The following is a 19,923-nucleotide window of genomic DNA, read 5'->3' as shown; positions in this document are numbered from 1 at the left end:
TCATAAAAACCAAGTGTACATAATTAAGAATGGCTCTACATTCCTACTTGCGAAACTACATACTTATTTTTTTCTTAATGCTTTCTTTTTCTCAAGATTTGTGACAACCATACAGCAGCTTGCATCACCTGTGATGTTTACTGTTGTACGTCCCATATCAAAGATACGATCCACTCCGGCTACAAGAGCGATTCCATCTACTGGAAGTCCTACAGATGTAAGTACCATTGCCAGCATAACCATTCCAGATCCCGGCACACCTGCTGTTCCGATAGATGCCAGTGTTGCTGTCAGGATAATCGTCAGCATCTGTGGAAGTGTCAGGTTGATTCCATAACAGGACGCGATAAAGATTGCACATACTCCCTGATAAATTGCAGTTCCATCCATGTTAATTGTTGCTCCAAGCGGAAGCACAAATGAAGTCACTTCTTTTGATGCTCCCATGTTCTCTACACACTCCATATTGATTGGAAGTGTTCCTACGGAAGAAGCACTGGAAAATGCAAACATCATTGCCGGAAGCATTCCTTTAAAGAATGCGATCGGACTCATACCGCCCATTGTCTTTACTGCTAATGAATATACAACAACTGCATGTATAATGTAGCAGACATACGCTGCTAAAAGCACCATTGCCAGTGAACCGATGATCATCGGACCATTTACTGCAATAACCGGGCACAACAGACAGAATACTCCGATTGGAGATAATCTTAAGATCATCTCCATACATTTCATAAACATATCATTCAGATCATTACACCCCTGAATCAAACGTGGATTTTTCTCCGGTCCAATCAGAATAATCGCAAATCCGAACAATACTGACATCACAATTACCTGAAGCATATTGGACTCAGACATCGGTGCAATAAAATTGGATGGGAAAATATTCACAATTGTATCCATAAATGATACCGACTCTGCTGCTTCATAAGTCAAGTCTGTTGTTGCAACGACCGGGAACATTCCTTTGAACAGATTTCCTCCAATCAATCCAAATGTGATTGCAAATGCGGTTGTACACATATAGTATACAACGGTCTTCAAACCAATTGCTCCTACTTTTTTAATATCCTGCATGGAGATAATCCCACACATAATGGAGAATAATACGATTGGAACTACGATGAACTTTACAAGGTTCAGGAAAATTGTTCCAAACGGCTTAATGTAACTCTCTGCAAATTCTGCATGACTCTGCATCAGAAGTCCTACTACAATTGCAAGAATCAATGCGATAAAAATCTGCATTGCCAAAGACATTTTTTTCTTTTGTTTCATGATTTTAACCTCTCTTTACTTGATTTTATTTCCCCGTTATATTTTACCCCAAAAAAGCACTGTCATAAGACAATGCCTTTTCTCTGTTATAAAATTATATCATACCTTATTCTGATTCATCAACCAGTTTTTTGCAAGTTCATGTGGAAAATTATGCATTTTCGATATCTTTTTTGCTTCAAAATATCATTTTTGCATATTTTAATCTTCCAGAATGCCTCTCGGAAGCTTTCCTAACTGCGCACCACGACCGTATTTTCTTGCCGCATAGATGAATGCCTCAACATTTCTCTTCGGTGTACCAATCGGGAGCTGACATCCTGTATTCAAAATGTAACCTTTGGGATTATCTCCACATTTTCTCAAGCAGTCTTTACATGCCTCAATGACATCATCAATCGATCCATCTTTCATCACTTCGATCGGCGGAACATTTCCGGCAAAGCGCATCCGGTCCCCCACCTCACGCTTAGCAACCTCCAAATCCTCGCAATTATCGATACTGAATGAAAATAGACCTGCATCTGCAAGATCACTCCAAATAGGGCTTGTCTTACCACAAATATGAGCTCCCGGTCTTGATCCCATAATTTTCTCTGTTCCATCAATCAGTTTTTTAATATAAGGAAGCGAAAATTCATCAAATTGCTTCTTACTAATTACATCCATACAAGTTACCGGATCAGAAAAATTGGTTCCAACTGATCCGAACTCATGATAAAATGCTTCAAACCATTTTAAAGAACAGACAACTGTTAAATCAAGCAATTTGTGAAGCATTTCCGGATTCTTTCTCGTGTCGCGAAGAACCTTTTCAACTGGCCTGACTGCTATAGCTGTTGAAATCGGACCTGCCACACTCGTTGTCATACTAACATCCGGGAAACGTTCTTTCAATCTCTTGGCATTTTCCAAAATCGGTGCAAGAACTGGATTTTTATAAGGATCTGTCACTTCCAATTTGTCGAAATCCGCATAATCCTGCAACACATGATGTTCAATATAATCAATTCCATGTTCAGGAACCCCTAACTTTGAACCAAGCGCAACGCCAATTGTGCGAAGACCTAATCCAACATTAAAGCTATCCAGACCAAATTCTTCTTTTCTTCGTCTGATTACTTCGCTTTTCACTTCAAAGTCTTTCGCAAATTGTGATGTTGTAAATCCAAAAATATCTGCCATAGCCGGATCAGGCGCCTGTAACGTATACGGGATATGATCTACCTCTTTTCCCTCGTTGTAGGCCTTGATACGCTCTGCTGCAGTCATCTCAACCTTCTGCTCACCCATTAATTTCTTTAATTCCGTATAATCCATAACTTCCTCCCTTATTATATTAAAAAAGGCAGAGTAAAAACAGCGTAACCGCTGTTCTTCCCCTACCGGAATCCCATACATATACATAGCAGGTCTCCTGACTTTGCATCATCCTTTGATCATATCTTCCCCTTGCATCTTAGCCAGAGTGATTTTCCAGACCATCGTCCGCTTCACAGTAGAATAGGCTGTTCCAGATTCTCACTGGATTCCCTTTTCAATGAATTATAATCATCACTATGCACTCTACATAATTAATTTTAACCCATTCTACTCTCGCCAGCAAATAGCTTGTTTCCATATATGCGCTTTATTATTATTGTAATCTATAAGGAATTTTTAGTTTTATATTATAGAATCAACCCACATCTGTTCAAGAATGCCTCGGCATTCTTGATGCGAGGTGCGCGTCATGCAACTGCATGACATACTTCTACTGCTCACCTCTGCAAGTCTACACTCCGTTTCGGTCGGCGCAAAACCATTGTCCACCGGACAATGTGCGCCCTGCCGGAGGTCATATCAGCTGGGGGATTGACTCCCACCACTAATACCAGCTTGTTTTTCAGTGGCGTCCCTATAGAGGTGGGAATCATCTCCCAGCTGATAATATTCAACACGGCTGATTATAACTCTGTAATACCTCTTGGCATATAACCTTTTCTTGCACCACGTCCATACTTTGCAGCTGCATTCATAAATGCAATCATGTTTTCCTTCGTCGTATCTACCGGAGTGGTACATCCAGGACAGAGATTATATCCTCTCGGATTGTCTCCAGCTTCAATAATACATTTCTTAATTGCCTGGTCAATTTCTTCAAATGTTCCATTTTTCAATACATCTACAGGTGGCACATTTCCACTGATTGCAACCTTATCGCCATAGTATTCCTTCAATTCCTGAATACTCTCACAGTTATCTACCCAAAATCCACTGATTCCTGTACCAATAACTTCTTCCCATCGATCCCTGGTATGTCCACAGATATGAATTCCAGTTGAACCCTGAAATTTATTCATACGCTCTACTGCCTGTTTGATATAAGGGACAAAAAATTCTTTAAACTGTCGTTTACTAAGTAAATCTCTGGAGCCCATTGGTTCAGAAAGTGTAAACCCAATTCCTAGTTTACGATGAAGATCTTCACAACATTTTACAACACAGTCTGTACTATACTGCAATAATTTGTGGACCTGTTCTTTATGTTTGACCGTACCCTTTAAGAATGTTTCAGTTCCAATCAAACTTGCAGCTGTTGTAAATGGTCCTGCAAGTCCACTACCAATTCCGCGTTCTTTTCCATATTTTTCCTGAAGTCTTTCAAATGCTTCTATTATGATAGGAAATCTTCCATCTTTTTCAACATTAATAAGCTCCATATGATCCAGGTCATCAAAGGTTTCCAGTGCCGGCTTTTCAATATAAGACACGCTGTGCTCCGGATACTCGAGCTTTGTTCCGAGTGCTTCTACCAGCGTCCGAAGTCCCAGTCCCATCCCCATATTATCCGCCTGAAAATCTTCTGCCAGATGGCTTTCTACTTCCACCATGGCATCTGCTGAAAAATAATAATCACGAATGGAAATCCCATATAACGGAGGAGCTGTCTCTCCTGCACTTAAAGACGTCGGAATACGGTCCACCTCTTCTCCTCTTGCGTAAGCTATCTTCCTCTCTTTTGGCGTCATCTCAAGTTTTACTAATTCCATCTTTTCTTACCTCTTTCTTCTAACAGAACAACATAGAAAATGGTACTGTTACAATTGATACAATCGTTGTCATAGCAAATATTTCTGCTGCATATACGGAGTCTTTTTCATAGCGAAGTGCAAATAAGCTTCCCGTCACTCCTGCCGGACACGCTGTTGCCAGTATCACAATAGTCTTTACGAGCTGTGAAACTGGAATAAAATAAAAGACTCCTACCAATGCAAATGGCATTACAATCAGCTTTACAAAGCTTAAGCAATATAATCTGTAATGACAAAATACTTGTTTCAAATCTGCCTGAGCAATATTGATTCCTGCTACCATCATCGCCATAGGTGTGTTCATGTTTGCAATCATTTCCATTGGTTCTTCAACAATCTGAGGAACACGGATTTGTGCAACAAAGCAGATAATACCAAGGATAATAGAAATAATTGTCGGTGATGTAAATACTTTTTTCAAAGATTTGATATCACTTTTTCCAGACATTACAATTACGCCATGTGACCAGAGCAGGAAATTCGCCATAGCTACATAGGCAGTCATATAAAAAACTCCTTCTGCCCCAAAAATCCCCTGTGCCATCGGTATTCCGATAAATCCACAATTAGAATACATCAATGCAACTAATTCCACAACTGCATAATCTTTATCCAATTTTCGGACGACCCATTTGCAGATACACCAGATCAGAAAAAAAGCAATAGCTGATAACAGAACCGATATCATCAGCCCTGTTACCAGCTCTTTTGAAAAGTCTTTCTGAAATGATGTAAAGAGCAGGACTGGTGTGAATAAACTCAGCACCAGTTCTGATAATTTCTTATTCATCTCCTGATCTACAATCTTCTTGTGATAACAGAATACCCCGACAAGCGCAAGTATCGTCATCACAAGAGTTTTGTACATCGTCATTCCAGCTAATTCCATAGAACTATCTTCTTACTCCCAGCAAGGAATCTGTGTTCCCTGTTTCTCTGTCTTAAAGTACTCTGCAAGTTCATCACACTGAACAGCTTCTGCAATGTCTTTGATCCACTGTGCATCTTTGTCCTCTGCACGAACTGCAAATCCTACAGCATATGTGTCATTGTCATCAGACTGGCAAAGATATCCATCTGCAGAAAGTCCTGCATTTACCATATGTCCTGCTGCAAGGCAAATTGCATCAACGTCTTTGATAGACTGTGGTAATACAGACATCTCAGCTTCGATGAATTTGAAGTTATGTGGATTCTCTTTTACGTCATACATTGTCGGACTCTCTACAGAATCATCTAATGTGATCAGTCCCTGAGACTCTAACAGATGCAGTCCTCTTGCCTGGTTTGTTGCATCGTTGCAAAGTCCGATTGTAGCTCCATCTGGAAGCTCATCTACTGAATCCCATTTATCAGAATACATTGCGAATAATGGATAAAATGTCTTTGGCTCTACCATAACCAGATTTGTTCCATTCTTTTCGTTGTAACTCTTAAGGTATGGCTCATGCTGATACCAGTTACAGTCAATGCTTCCTTCTGCTAATGCTACATCTGGCTGTACACTGTCATCAAATACTTTTGACTGAACATTGTATCCAAGTTCTTTCAGTTTATCCTCTACTGCAGCATACTGATTTACCATATCAGCACGAACTCCGATTGTGATATCTTTTTTCTCTGTGCTGCTGTCAGCCTCACTCTTTGTGTCATCTGCTTTTGAGCTTCCACAGCCAGCTAACATTGTTCCAGCTACTGCTAATGTAAGTAATACACTAATTAACTTTTTCTTCATTTTTCTTTTTCTCCTTAATAATTCTCCTGTTTGTTTTTTAGTTTCTATATAAAAACAGGCGTCCCCGTTTTTATTTTAATTTCTTATAAATCCAGTCACCAAAGTACTGAATAATCGCAACAAGAATAATCAGAACAACACAAATCGTGTACATAATCTGTTTATTAAAGTTCTGGTAACCATATGTAAGAGCTACTGCTCCAAGACCCCCGGCTCCAACTGCTCCTGCCATTGCTGTACAGCCAAGCAGATTAATAATCGCAAGACAAAGTCCTGAAATAATAGATGGAACTGCTTCTTTTAACATGACCTTGAATACAATCTGACTTTTTGATGCTCCAAAAGACTGTGCAGCTTCAATTAAAGCTGGATCTACTTCTTTAAAACTGTTCTGGAAAATTCTCGCCATAAACGGAGTACATGCTACAGTCAGCGGTACGAGCGCTGCTGTTTCTCCGATTGATGTTCCAACAATTAATCTTGTAAATGGAATGATGGAAATCATCAAAATAATAAACGGGAATGAACGTATCGTATTTACAAGAAAATCCAGAATACGATTAATCACAACATTCTGACAAAGCCCGCCTTTTTCAGTCAGAATCAAAATAACTCCAAACACAAATCCGAAAATCGTAGATAAAACTCCTGAAATCAACAGCATTTTAAGTGTTGCAAAAAACGCCGGAACTACTAACATCTGACAAATCTGTGTAAACGTATAATTAGTTAAAGACATTATTCATTCACCTCCGTCTCTCCCTGCTCACCTGAAAGTTCGCGCCATTTAATTCCTTTTTGATTCAGGTAATCTGTAACTGCACCTAAATGTTCATCATCAATATTGATTACAAATATTCCCATCTGGTCTCCCTGATAATCCTGAATCAAACCATTCACAATCGGAAATACATACTGAAGTTCTGATGTCATCGTACTGAACAATTCTCCATCTTTCATGTCCTTTACCAGATATGAAATCTGAATATTGTGTCCTGTATCCGGAAGTTTTTCTTCTTCTTCGCCCAATAACCTTCTCAGTGACTGTGGCTGTTTAATAAAGATTTCTTTTACAGTACCTTCATCTGCAATCTTGCCATTTTCCAGAATACATGCTTTATTACACGCTTTTCTTACAACTTCCATCTGATGTGTTACAATGATAACTGTGATTCCAAGTTTCTGATTAATTTCCATCAACAGATCCAGAATCGAATTCGTCGTCTTCGGATCCAGTGCTGAAGTAGCCTCATCACAAAGCAAAATCTTCGGATCCATAGTCAATGCTCTTGCAACTGCAACACGTTGCTTTTGTCCACCACTTAAATTTCTCGGTTTTGCATTCATCTTATCTCCAAGACCAACCAGTTCCAGAAGTTCTCTTACTTTTTTATCGATCTGGTCTTTTGGATATTTCCAGCACTGCATTGGAAGAGCGACATTCTTATATACCGTCTCTCGTTCAAGTAGTGAAAACTGCTGAAAAATCATTCCAACATGCCGTCTGAATTCTCGTAATTCTTTATCTTTCAAATCTTTGATCTCGCATCCGTCAACCTTCAGGCTTCCTTCCTGATAAGATGTCAGACCATTGATGCAGCGAAGAAGTGTAGATTTTCCTGCGCCACTTCGACCTACTAACGCATAAATATCTCCGTCTTCAATTGTCAGGTTGATACCTTCCAGAACGGAGCTTCCATCGTCTTCCCATAACTTTTTCAGATTTTTTATCTCAATCAACGTTTTTTCCTCCTTCTAAATTACTTTCCTATTTTATACAATTTTCTCAATAATTTCTTCATTTATAATTCCAATCTTTCTTGTTTTAATTGTGCATCGTGCACAATTTATCCCGTGTATTTTTGTGCATTTTATTGATTATATCTATATAATCGTTCTTTTATTGATTATATCTATATTTATCTTTATAGACATATGTTATATCTGCACAAAAACAGGGTGCATCTATCTATATTTGATAAATGCACCCTTGTCAATTGTAATTATTTACGAATCATTTCTACAAATGCTGCCAGTCGTGTATTTAATTGTCCTACATCACCTTTTGAATAGTCTGTCACTACAGCCAGATATGGCAAATGCTTTTCTTCATTCACGAAATTCTTCACACTGATGGATTCCATTTCCACAGAATGACAGCCCGATAATATCATCTCAACTACCCCATCTACATGATAGTCATCAATCATTTCTCCAAGAAGATGGATACGATTATTATTCGGTGTCATAATTGCACAGCCTATGCTAAAATACTTTCTTGCAATTGCACCATAAACATCCGGATCATCTTCATCTACCATACGCTCTACTGCTTTCGCTCCAGTACAGTTTTCGAAACCGACTACAACTCCGCCGTTATTCTCAATTGCCTCTACGATTTTATTTGTATCTTCGCCCATGGGGCAGCCGGTAATCAGGATTCTCGGTCTCTTTTCTAGCTGACGACCTTTCTCATATTCTTCCAGAATACGATCTGACAATTCATTTAACTCCTTTGTCATCTCTTCCTGACCAAATTGATATTTCGAACCATAAAGCACCTTACCAAGTTCCAGTCCAGACATTGGAACTGGTTCCAACTTCATCAAACCATAAAATCTCTTCAATGCTTCTCTTCGTTTATTCTGCGATACAATTGCACGTCGAATATCATTCTCTGTAATAACTACCTGAAAATATTCTTCCAGAAATTCTTTAAACCGGATAATCTCTTCCCGCCAGAATCTAAGTCCGCCTTCTGACTGTGTATTCGGCAATTCCATAACATAAACTTCTTTAAACTCAGACATCAATTCGTACATTTTTTTCTTGCCGTCACATGTTGTTTCTCCCACAACCAAATCCGCAAAATGAAAATAAGGACACCGATCAGATATGGCATAACCATAGCTAGATTTGATTAATGGACATACATTCTTTGGCAATACCGTTTCAGCGAGCTCTACTGTTTCATTCGCTGAAGAACATAGCCCCACAGGAATTGCTCCCATGGCAACTGCAATTTCTCTTGGAAAAAACGAACAATATGCACCGATTATCGGAATCTGCTTTTCTTTATATTCTTTTACCTTCAAAAATGACTGTTTTTTCTTGTCTTCAAACTCATCGAAGATTTCCGGCAAATCCTTGATAATCTCCATTCTCTACTTCTCCTCTTTCTCCTGTTCCCGCAGGAGTATACTAATTAAAATCTTATGAGCAATTCCCGGCTCATTAATATCCACTCCCAAAATCTCATTAATTTTGGAAAGTCTATAAATCATTGTATTCCTATGTATAAACATTTTCTTTGCTGCCATACTTACATTATTACCTACAAGCAAGTATTGCTTTAATGTCTCATAAAATTTTGTTTCCTTTGCCTCATCTTCGCTGGCTAGTTCAGTAAGTTCACGCTCCAGATATCTCGCATGTCCAATATAAGGTAATGCACAAGAACAGACTATCTGGACATAATAATCTTCTTCACGAAAACTTCTTTTATCCGGTTCCTGTTCATGCGCAATCTCCAGTGCTTTCTGACACATAAATCGTTTCTTATCAATCAATTCAATCTCATTAAAGCTCCCGCTTAGACAACATAACAGCTTATATTTTTCACACATGTTATCCATAATTTTACAAATCTTGTCTCTGCATTCTTCTGTATGTATATCCGTGAAAAGAAGACAAGCATACTGCTCCTCTATATAAACAAACACATTTTCATATACATCACTTACATAATTAGCCGCCTTTTGAAGTTGCAGACTATTATAAACTTCTGTACGTACAACTGCTACTCGAAATGGGGCAACAACATATTCGTTATATATATCATTCGTTCCATTCAGAAGCTGCTTCCCCTCGCCTTCAAATAATAACCGGGCAATCACACGACGTATTGTCGATATATGAGAATGAGAATGTTGTTCCTGACGCTCCATTAACATTCCAAGTCCCTGACAGACAATATCATTCATCTGAATCAATGTTTCCTCTGCATCTTTTGCATTATAAATTCCTACATCCAGAATAGATATAACGAAACCTTCTGCATCTCCTTTGACTACAATTTCATTCACAGCATAATATTCTTCCGATACATGAATGAGCATGGATTTGCCCCTTGACTCTTTCGAGCGATATTCGATCATCTGTGAAATCAATTCTACTCTTCGTTTGCTGTCCATACCTTCCGGCAACAGTGTTTCATTATATTCTCCTTTATGGGACATTGCAAGTATCTTGCCTCCAATGTCCAGAACAATCAAAACAACCGGCGCATATTCTGTAATATAATCTGTAAATTTCTGTACAGAACCAGTAATCCCTAATGCTTCAAATGCTCTCCTGTAACAGACATTCAGATCAATTTTTTCTTCCATCTCTTCTCCCTCCCGGCATCTACTATCTCCTTTTATGATACCACCAGGAAAATTTTGCGTAAAATCAGTTCTTTTCATATATCTATAGGTTTTTTCTATAGGATTAATTTTTTTACGCCTTTCGTTATATTATCCTGTTATTTTTCCTCACTCTCATCAATCTTTTCCCCGAACCAAATGTTCAGCTCTCCGCCGATCAAAATGCAATACATGCAGAAATACATCCACATCATGATCAACATGATCGTTGTCAGACTTCCGTACATACTGGAAAATCCTTTGAACACATCCACATATACAGAAAACACCCAAGATATGACCATCCACCCCAACGTGGAAAATACTGCTCCCGGAAGTTGTCTTCTATACATATCTCTTCTGTTTGGGAGAAACTTATAAATCAGCAACAGGAATATAATCATTACAATCGGTGTAATAATATTCCTTGCCCGGATCAGCCAGTCTGCCATATTTCTAAGAAATGGTACATGCTCAGCTATAAAGATATTCAGGCTGTTACCAAATACCGACAACACAAGCAAAAATATAATAACGAGTATAAACATTACTGTATAAACAGTTGCTCTTATCCTAAGAAAAAAATAGTTACGTGTCTCACGGCAATTATACACACAGTTCAGTCCTGAACTCATGGCAAGTACACCTTTTCCTGCAGACCAAAGTGCTACCACGATTGTAATCGGGATAATACCAGATGACTGATTATAAACCTGATTGACAATGGATGTAATCAATGAATCTACCGATGATGGAAATACCTGGATCACGGCTGTCATGACATCAGCCTTTGTGACGGGCGTATATTGCACCATAGTCAGTAACAACAATATAATCGGAATCATGCAGAGCATGAAGAAAAATGCTGTCTGTGCAGCGTATGCTCCCACATGATCTTTGGTTATCTCTCCAGTCAGCTCCATGATGTCATCATATAATTCTTTTATCTTTTTCATCACTTTTACCTAGCTTTGTTTATGTTCCGGCGTTCCACTTTTCCCAGTGATACCGCCTGTTCTGAACAGTTACATAATTTTATATTTTACCCGATTTTATACATTTTGTCTACGAACAATTATCCAATGGTGACGCCTTGATAAAAAAAAGTCAATATTTCCTGATAGTTTTTTCCACATTTTGCCATTTCATTCGCACCGGTCTGACTCATGCCAATCCCATGTCCGAACCCACCGCCCTGTATGACAAATGTATCTCCGGACTTGTTGATTGTGAAAAATGCACTTGGAAGAAGCTTACTGCTTTTGACTTGCGTACCGTCATGCTTTATAATTGTGTATCCTTTTCCTCCAAAAGCACGCCGGATTTTATTTTCCGTTGAGACTCTTACACTACCTTTGTCACCGACAGCCTCTATTGTTAATACTACCCCACCCGGTCCATTTTCCAAAATATTGATATTCTGCAACGTTCCAATATCTTTGCCGGTATTTAGCCCAATCAAATTTGATAAAGTCTTTGCCGGAATCTTCGCTTCCCAACGATACCATGGCAGATTTCTCTCATAATCACCGTTCTCATCTTTTACTTCTACAGACTGAAGATATCGGTTTCCTTCATTCTCCTCATTCCCCCATGCTTTCATACTGGTCGTCTTTCCGCAAGAAGTGGAATAATAATAAGTCGTCACAATCTCTCCATCCAGACGCACAACTTGTCCTGCCGTCTCCTGAACAGCCAGATCTGCGCTGTCTGCCGATGCACTGTTGCCGTAGACCTGATAATTCGTACTGTCATCCACATGAGCTTCATATTCTGGATATCCATATTCTGCCATCTGCCTGTAGGCGTAACTTCTGGCACAGACTGCCTGCGCTTTCAGCGCTTCTATTTCATAACCGGACGGCATCTCGCTGGGCACAACCCGGCACAGATAATTCTCAACGGGGAGTTCATTGATAATCGCAATTCCTTCCGCTGTTGTCCGAAGCTCCAGTATACCTTGATAAGACGGAACTCCGTATCCACGCTTCAGGCTATTTACCGTAATCTCCCCTTCTTTTGCCTGGATTCGGATATTCCCACTCTGAAAACGGCTGTCATCTGGCATAAATGTCACTTCCGTCCCCGCTTCACATTCTTCTACTGTCTCCCCATACGTAATAGAAAGTCCTGTTGTTGAACTGACTGTCACAGACGGATGAATGGTATTCTTATATCCATCCGTCATAAGAAGAACCCGGATATTTGGATTAGACACTACCTGCGTCTCTTCTTCCTGATTTTCCTGTTTCGTTTGTACTTCTTCCTGCTTCTGGTCAAATGCTTCTTTTTCCTGACGGTTTCCACGAACTCCGCTTTCAAGATTACTTGTTAATCCTGCAATAATAAACACCAGAACCAGCACTGACATACCATAATAAAATCTCTTTTCTCCTCGAAAATGTTTCAAACTCTATTCTCTCCCTAATCATTATGTCCTATGATTGATTCAACACCCACTCAAGTAGAAGGGGAATTAAATAAATTTTCCCCCACATTAGAAAAAGACAGCCGCATAAACGACTGTCCTTTATCTTTTGTATGTTCCCCAAAATGCCGGTTCCTGTATTTTGACTCCTAGCTGTCTGCTAGGTGGGTGTCCGCATTCGCTTTTCTGCCATCCTCTGCATAATGAAGGCTCGACATATTACGAAGATATAAGAGTCCCGTTTAAAGTGATGTAGGTTCAAAATAACAGGAGTTATCGTGCATCCCAGGTTCTTACTTCTTGAATTATTATAACTCATTTACTCGTTTTTTACAACAGGCAGATTTATCTAGTTTCCATTTTATAAAATCTTTTTCTTTTCTATTCTGTTCGAAGTGCGGTCACCGGATCACTCTTGGCAGCTTTCCTTGAAGGAATCAATCCGCCAAGTAATGTAAGTACGACACTTAAAAGAATCAGAACAATCGCTGGTGCAGCCGGAAGGATTGCGCTGACCTGATTATTGCCTGCAAGCGCATGAATTAGCATATTTCCAGGAATCAATATCAGAAGTGTCAATCCGATACCGATAAGTCCGGCGCAAAGTCCGATGATAAATGTCTCTGCATTAAATACTTGTGATATATTTCCTTTGGATGCTCCAATGGCTCTTAAAATACCAATCTCTTTCTTTCGCTCCAGCACACTAATATAGGTAATAACTCCAATCATAATCGATGATACAATCAGGGAAATTGCCACAAATGCAATTAATACATAACTGATCGTATTGATAATAGTGGTCACGGATGACATCATTGTTCCTACTATATCTGTATAAGAAATCACCTGTTCTTCTTTTCCCTCGTCTTCCATTTGCTGATTATAATGATCCAGAACCTCTACCACTTTTTCTTTGTTATCAAAGTCTTTTGGATAAATGGAAATGGAACTCGGATGACTGAAATCTGCATATCCGAGCTGCTGCAGATTATTATCATAGGAAGCGTTCTGTGTCCCAGACATGGACATCATAAGTTCCGTCAGATCATCTTCCGTCATATTGAACTGGAATGCATTTGCAAATGCATCGGCATTAAAGTTCATAGAGCCTCCCAGTGCTTTTTGCAGATTTTCTCCAATCTGGCTCATGGCAGATGTCATAACCGTTTCAAGTCCACCGGCAAGCTGCGTGGTCACCTGACTCATAGCGGATGTCATCTGTGTACTGATTGCCTGAGAAATGGCACCGGTATATGCACTCATGGCCTGACCCATGTAGCTACTCATGGCCGTGCTGATCTGCTTTTGGAGACTATCCATATTGATTGCCTCAGAAAGTCCCTGATTCAGGCGCCTCTTTCCATCATCCGTCTTTATATAATTCACAAAATTCTCTGCCATCTTTGTCGGATCTGCATAATTCTTTTCTTTTGCATATGCAGTATAACCCTCTGCCAGTTCCTTTGCCATAGCTTGCAATGTGTCACTGGAAATGTTGAAATCTATATCTCCAAATATTTCATTGGCCCATTTATTTACAATTGCATTGGCACGTCCGGTCTGTAGATACTGCTGGAAGTACGTTCCAAATTCCTCTGCGCCCGGATTAGCGTTCTGCTCTACAAGCCAGCTTTGAAAATCACTCATCACGCTGGTCAACAGTTCCTTAATCTGCTCTGGTGTAATCGTAACTTCCCCGTTATTTTTCAGAATGTCTTTTAAATATTTCTGAATAATGCCCTTTGCCTGATCGGAAGTCAGATATTCTGCAATCTGATTTCCAAGATTGGAATAATCTGCTTCCGGATGACTCTTTACATATTCCTGATACCCTTCCGAAAGGCTAATTAACATTTTCTGCATGCCATCCGCATTGACCTGTACATCCAGATTCGTAAGAATATCCCCCAGATTCATCTGTGGCATATTGCCCATGTTGATTTCTACCTGATTCAGATTCACCATACCAGACAAATCCATAGAATTTCCGTCCATCTGAAATGCCTTGGAAAGATCAAGTCCCGACAGATCCATTGAACTTCCAAGATTGTTCATGGCGCTGCTATCAAAACCAAATGCATTTTTCAGGGCATCCTCATCTATACTGAACAGAGAATTCATGTCAAATCCATTGTTCCCATCTGTATTGCCAAATTCTTCCCCGGTAAATACATTTACATTCGGATTCGCAAGCTGCTGTTTTACAATCTCGCTGTCTTTTGCCTGTTCTGCCACATGATTTACAAGATCTGAGGTATAGTTAATTCCCGGTGTCAGTGATGAAGCCTTCGCATCTTCGGCTGACTGCACGATTCCCACAATTGTTACATTTTCACCGTCTTCGACCAGTTTTTTCATGTAATCCGCATTGTCAGTTTTGTCTTTCCACACCTGATATTGGCTGTCATATTCATAATAATCTGAAGCATTTACCAGTTTAAATGTCTTTCCTAAAATATCATCATAAGTATAAGTTCCTATGTTTTCAGGTGTTTTTATCGTCTCTTCGTTGATGAACTGCTTAATCATATCATCGAGTTCAACCTGATCTCTGAGTCCCAATGTATATAATAAGAAGTCGCTCATGGAGCCATCCGGCGTCAGTACAAGAACGCATTCATTATATTTTTTCGGCCATCTTCCGGCTTTTACATCATACTGTTCTTCATAGAGATCCGTATTTTCCGGCATCTCAAAGAACACATTAGTACTCATCATGGAGGACATCAGACTATTCGAACCTGCAGATGCACCAAGTCCCAATGAGGAAAATGACTGATCCGGATTGACCTGACGAACATTGTCACCGTCCTGTCGGAACAACTGCGGCATCACATTGTAAGAATATTCTATTGCTTTTGTATAGTCATGAATCTTAGATTCACCACTGTCCAGATATTTTTTTAAAGAACCAAGGTCATTGGAATCCATCTTTGAAAACATATTGGTGACTACCTGCATGACCTTTACCTTATCTTTATCTTTTCCACTTTTCTTATCATCACTGCTTCCGGAATCCCCATTCATCCCCACCATCATGGAAGTGAGATCAAATCCGGTACTTTGTATCTGCAGTGGATATTCAGACAATGTCTCTTCCTCAATAGACCGGATATAAGCATTGACTCCGTTTGAAAGAGCCAGAATCAGTGCAATTCCGATAATTCCAATAGATCCCGCAAAAGAAGTCAGAAGAGTTCTTGCTTTCTTTGTCCTTAAGTTATTAAAACTCAGTGACAGTGCCGTCAGAAGAGACATGGAAGATTTCCCCATATTCTTATGCTCCGGCGGTGCCAGATTTTTCTCTTCCACAATATATTCATCGGTATCCGAACGAATCTTTCCATCTTTCAGATTGACGATCCTGGTCGCATACTGCTCTGCCAGTTCCGGGTTATGTGTGACCATAACGACCAGACGGTCTTTCGCCACCTCTCTAAGAAGATCCATGACCTGCACACTGGTGTCACTGTCCAGTGCCCCGGTCGGCTCATCTGCAAGCAGGATCTCCGGATCATTGACCAGCGCTCTTGCAATTGCGACTCTCTGCATCTGGCCTCCCGACATCTGGTTCGGCTTCTTATGAAGCTGCTGCCCAAGGCCCACCTTCTCCAGTGCATCCACTGCACGCTTTCTTCGTTCTTCCTTCCCGACTCCCGAAATTGTCAATGCCAGCTCAACATTCGCAAGCACTGTCTGATGCGGGATCAGATTGTAACTTTGGAATACAAAACCAATCGTATGATTACGGTACGAATCCCAATCTCTGTCCTTATATTTTTTTGTGGAAATGCCATTGATGATAAGATCTCCGCTGTCATAGCGGTCCAGTCCTCCGATAATATTCAGAAGCGTGGTTTTGCCGGAACCACTGGGACCTAAGATTGCTACGAATTCATTATCTCTCAGATTCAGACTCACATCGTCCAGAGCCTTCTGTACCAGACTTCCAGTCCGGTACTCTTTTTTGATGTGTTGTATTTGAAGCATTCAAATTCTCCTATAGTTATATTTTGACTGTAATTTTTAGTTCATCTAATTATAGCGTAAATTTGTATACTTTTTCACACTGAGAAATGTTTTTAATAAAAGTTTTAGATATGAATATATTACATCTGATGTCTTACAATGCGGTAATCATCCCCATTTCGATAATACGGGCACTGGTAATGCTGGTCAGAGATCAGACGCATATATTCATCCTCATCCATATTCACATCACACATATAGCTTTCATATTCTTCATCATATGTATAATAAGTACAAGTCTCACAACTACCTCTCTGAGTGGTCTTTGCCATTTTCTTTCTTCCTTTCCCATATAAATTATATTCTATAATTTTATTATCTTTGTATAAATATTCCTACATATCATAACATAAAAAGCGTCCGGAACAAGTACGAATTTCTCCTACTGACTCCGAACGCTTTGTTCATTACTTTAATGCCTGATACCATGCATTCATCTCATCTTCATCTTTACTATTTATAAACACTGTATAATCTGTCGCCTTAATTTCAATCACACTTTCCTGGTCCAGCCACACATACATCCGGCATTTTCCAGTCTTCTTTCCTTCAAATTTTCCCAGCAGCTGTTTCTCGTCTGAAGATCCATTTGTCCGGTTGTAATAATCCTCCGGCAGTCCGTTCTCTAATAATTTTACACTCCGAATCTCTTTTTTCTTCATAGTTGTATTCGTATATCCGGAAGTAATTCTGACTTCCGTTCCATCTGCTACAAGACGAATCGGTGTAAAATCCATTCTTAAAAAGACAATACACATCCAGAACAAAAGTACTACAACTACAATACAAATGCCACCGAACATATACCTTCCTGCCGGCTTTCCAACGTTTGTTGTATAATTCATACTGTTGAATCTGTCCTGCACAAATAATCTTGGGTCACCCGGATTATCATACCAGCCATTTCTCCAATAGTAATCATCATCCATATACATTGGCGTTTCATCTTCACATTGTAGTATATTTTTTTGTTTCTTAATCCACATAGCAGTTGCTATAGCAATTATTGCAGGTACACACATCACTGTGACATATATAATAATATCCAGATTATAAATCCATTCTTCTTTTGTCATTCTATATGCAAGATAGAGCCATGCAATCGCATTACAAATATTTGCCACAAGAAAGCAGATACTCCAGCTCCTCTTTTCCAGATAATTAATTCTGAAATTCAGCTCCGAATTCTCACTGTAAATCCGGTTCGCTCCTCTTTTGAATATCCATGCAATCCACAGAAATACAACGCCGACAATTACAGAGGTCAAAAATAAAATCCAGCCCTGTGAATTCTCGGAAAACGTTCCAAGATAAATTCGAAAGCCTTTAAAAGCAAATGGAACTGCCAGTATTAGAATCAAGACAATATGATACCATAATGGCAGACTCATTCTCTCACTATGCATCATAGTCTTAGTATCGACCCCTGTCATTGCTGTGCTTTCTTCTGTATCTTCTCCCAACATTCCCCATCTATATTGGATTTTCATATCATACAATTTCCTGTGATTCCTGAACATGACACCGACTGCGCCCACAATATAACACAGAAACCATACACACCACACACACATAAATATCGATGTATACCAGAAACACAATCCACAAATAACAACTCCGGATATACCAAGTCCCAAATAAACCTTCTGTACATCTTTTTTATAATTTTTCATAAATTCTACAAGCACTGGATCTTCCTGCTTCTCACGTCGTATATGTACTCCAAGAACCATTCCATCACTGTAACCTGCTACTGCTGTTCTTCCATACACTGCATAGGCAATTCCCACCATAAAAAGATCTGTTATTAAGAATATGATTGCTAAAATCATGAAAATGCAACCTCCATTCCCTGAAATGCCTTACGGCATAAATCTATAAAATCATTTTGATCCATGCCGCGAATCGTTGCCTCTGCACTTAGAAGTTCCAGTTCATCTGCAAGCTTCTCCTGAAATTCTCCATCTGAACTTCTTCTAGAATCCCATAAATTACAGACAACAGTTCCCTTTCTCCGGTCAGTCTCGATAAAACCTTCTGTCTTTAATAACTGATATGCTTTACTGACGGTCATTGTATTTACCCCAAGTTCCATAGCCATCTGGCGCACTGTTGGCAATGATTCACCAATCTCAAACTCACCTTTTCCGATTCCCTTCACAATCTCATTGCGCAGCTGCAGGTAAATCGGTGTCTCTGATTTTGTATTAATCTTAATAATCATGATTGTCTCCTTCTGAATCTATTATCTTATCTTGCAACAAGGATTTTATATCTTCACTTTTATTTGTATTATATCACATAATACAAATAATACAATCTTTTTGTATTATTTCTTGCAATACAAAAATATAGTGGTTCAGAAAGAAATATCAGTCTTTCATAACTCTTTACAGTCCCGCAAGCTTTCTCCGCACTCTCTTATCTCCGGTCTCATCTACCCAGTCCTTCCACTTGACTCTGCCCCGACATTCCACTCCGTCAAACCATGCCAAAATTTCTTCCATACTGACTGGTGAATATCCATTTGCATCGACTCCGACATCATAACGATATAATCCCTGCATACGATTCATCTCATTATAAAGACTCCCCTCACTATGAATATGACCATGTAAATGAATTGACTCATGTGACATAGACTGCCAGTCTGCCATTGGAAAATGTGAAAGGACATACTTTCTTCCATCGATTTTCAATACTGTGATTGGCTGCTCAACAATAAAAGTTCCTTGTACGAGTTTGTTATTCCAGTCCTTGTCATGATTTCCTGGCACAAAATGAACTTTTTTACAATAGATTTTCTTTCTGAGTGCTGCTGCCTATAAAGCTGTAATCTTAAAAGAATAATCCCCAAGTATATATAACTCGTCATTTTCTTTCACCTTTTCATTAATATTTGCAATAAATTATATATGTGTTTTTGACTATCTTTTTATATCTTCTTAAATGTCCGCAAAG

Annotated in this window: 16 protein-coding genes, 1 other RNA gene and 1 riboswitch; all 17 genes read right to left on the bottom strand. The window is 39.3% G+C overall.

Annotation, left to right across the window (positions count from 1 at the left end):
* Positions 1–63 precede the first annotated feature (63 nt).
* Positions 64–1,287, bottom strand: a complete 1,224-nt coding sequence (locus LI149_RS05110; RefSeq protein WP_005334178.1) for a dicarboxylate/amino acid:cation symporter — start codon at positions 1,285–1,287, stop codon at positions 64–66.
* 201 nt (positions 1,288–1,488) lie between these two features.
* Positions 1,489–2,607: a uroporphyrinogen decarboxylase family protein gene (locus LI149_RS05105; RefSeq protein ID WP_227078606.1), complete on the bottom strand. Its 1,119-nt coding sequence runs from the start codon at positions 2,605–2,607 to the stop codon at positions 1,489–1,491.
* A gap of 69 nt (positions 2,608–2,676) precedes the next feature.
* Positions 2,677–2,864: riboswitch (cobalamin riboswitch) on the bottom strand.
* Between the two features lie 369 nt (positions 2,865–3,233).
* Positions 3,234–4,319 carry a uroporphyrinogen decarboxylase family protein gene (locus LI149_RS05100; protein WP_227078605.1) on the bottom strand — a complete coding sequence of 362 codons (1,086 nt, stop codon included), beginning with the start codon at positions 4,317–4,319 and terminating at the stop codon, positions 3,234–3,236.
* 19 nt (positions 4,320–4,338) lie between these two features.
* Positions 4,339–5,250 carry an AEC family transporter gene (locus tag LI149_RS05095; RefSeq protein WP_173786490.1) on the bottom strand — a complete coding sequence of 304 codons (912 nt, stop codon included), beginning with the start codon at positions 5,248–5,250 and terminating at the stop codon, positions 4,339–4,341.
* A 12-nt stretch (positions 5,251–5,262) separates the two neighbouring features.
* Complete coding sequence (locus LI149_RS05090; RefSeq protein ID WP_005338703.1) at positions 5,263–6,096, bottom strand: MetQ/NlpA family ABC transporter substrate-binding protein; 834 nt, start codon at positions 6,094–6,096, stop codon at positions 5,263–5,265.
* A 70-nt stretch (positions 6,097–6,166) separates the two neighbouring features.
* On the bottom strand, positions 6,167–6,835 hold the full coding sequence (locus LI149_RS05085; protein ID WP_117657515.1) for a methionine ABC transporter permease: 669 nt from the start codon (positions 6,833–6,835) through the stop codon (positions 6,167–6,169).
* Positions 6,835–7,836 (bottom strand): methionine ABC transporter ATP-binding protein, encoded by a 1,002-nt coding sequence (locus LI149_RS05080; protein WP_173786489.1) that lies wholly within the window; start codon positions 7,834–7,836, stop codon positions 6,835–6,837. The genes LI149_RS05085 and LI149_RS05080 overlap by 1 nt, the downstream gene beginning before the upstream one ends.
* 263 nt (positions 7,837–8,099) lie before the next feature.
* Positions 8,100–9,257, bottom strand: coding sequence for a double-cubane-cluster-containing anaerobic reductase (locus LI149_RS05075; RefSeq protein ID WP_005338698.1), 1,158 nt, complete (start codon positions 9,255–9,257; stop codon positions 8,100–8,102).
* 3 nt (positions 9,258–9,260) lie between these two features.
* Complete coding sequence (locus LI149_RS05070; protein ID WP_173786476.1) at positions 9,261–10,484, bottom strand: helix-turn-helix domain-containing protein; 1,224 nt, start codon at positions 10,482–10,484, stop codon at positions 9,261–9,263.
* Positions 10,485–10,621: 137 nt separating this feature from the next.
* Positions 10,622–11,458: a YihY/virulence factor BrkB family protein gene (locus LI149_RS05065; protein ID WP_173786477.1), complete on the bottom strand. Its 837-nt coding sequence runs from the start codon at positions 11,456–11,458 to the stop codon at positions 10,622–10,624.
* A 119-nt stretch (positions 11,459–11,577) separates the two neighbouring features.
* Entirely contained in the window at positions 11,578–12,912 is a 1,335-nt protein-coding gene (locus LI149_RS05060) for a SpoIID/LytB domain-containing protein (protein ID WP_227078603.1), read from the bottom strand.
* Positions 12,913–13,043: 131 nt separating this feature from the next.
* Positions 13,044–13,225, bottom strand: a non-coding RNA gene (gene ssrS / locus LI149_RS05055) — 6S RNA.
* An 86-nt stretch (positions 13,226–13,311) separates the two neighbouring features.
* Complete coding sequence (locus tag LI149_RS05050) at positions 13,312–16,923, bottom strand: ABC transporter ATP-binding protein/permease (RefSeq protein WP_173786478.1); 3,612 nt, start codon at positions 16,921–16,923, stop codon at positions 13,312–13,314.
* Positions 16,924–17,042: 119 nt separating this feature from the next.
* Positions 17,043–17,234 carry a DUF6472 family protein gene (locus LI149_RS05045; RefSeq protein WP_005334199.1) on the bottom strand — a complete coding sequence of 64 codons (192 nt, stop codon included), beginning with the start codon at positions 17,232–17,234 and terminating at the stop codon, positions 17,043–17,045.
* A 135-nt stretch (positions 17,235–17,369) separates the two neighbouring features.
* A complete protein-coding gene (locus LI149_RS05040) occupies positions 17,370–18,794 on the bottom strand; it encodes a PH domain-containing protein (RefSeq protein ID WP_173786479.1) in 1,425 nt (474 codons plus the stop codon).
* A complete protein-coding gene (locus tag LI149_RS05035) occupies positions 18,791–19,186 on the bottom strand; it encodes a GntR family transcriptional regulator (RefSeq protein ID WP_173786480.1) in 396 nt (131 codons plus the stop codon). Before LI149_RS05035 ends, LI149_RS05040 begins: the two co-directional genes overlap by 4 nt.
* Before the next feature lie 166 nt (positions 19,187–19,352).
* Complete coding sequence (locus LI149_RS05030; RefSeq protein ID WP_227078602.1) at positions 19,353–19,739, bottom strand: hypothetical protein; 387 nt, start codon at positions 19,737–19,739, stop codon at positions 19,353–19,355.
* Positions 19,740–19,923: the final 184 nt, after the last annotated feature.

This window comes from Dorea sp. 210702-DFI.3.17 (genome assembly GCF_020560825.1).
In the GTDB taxonomy this organism is placed as follows: Bacteria; Bacillota; Clostridia; order Lachnospirales; family Lachnospiraceae; genus Dorea; species Dorea formicigenerans.
Note: the sequence above shows the minus strand (reverse complement) of the source record. Positions and strands in the feature narration are given on the sequence as shown.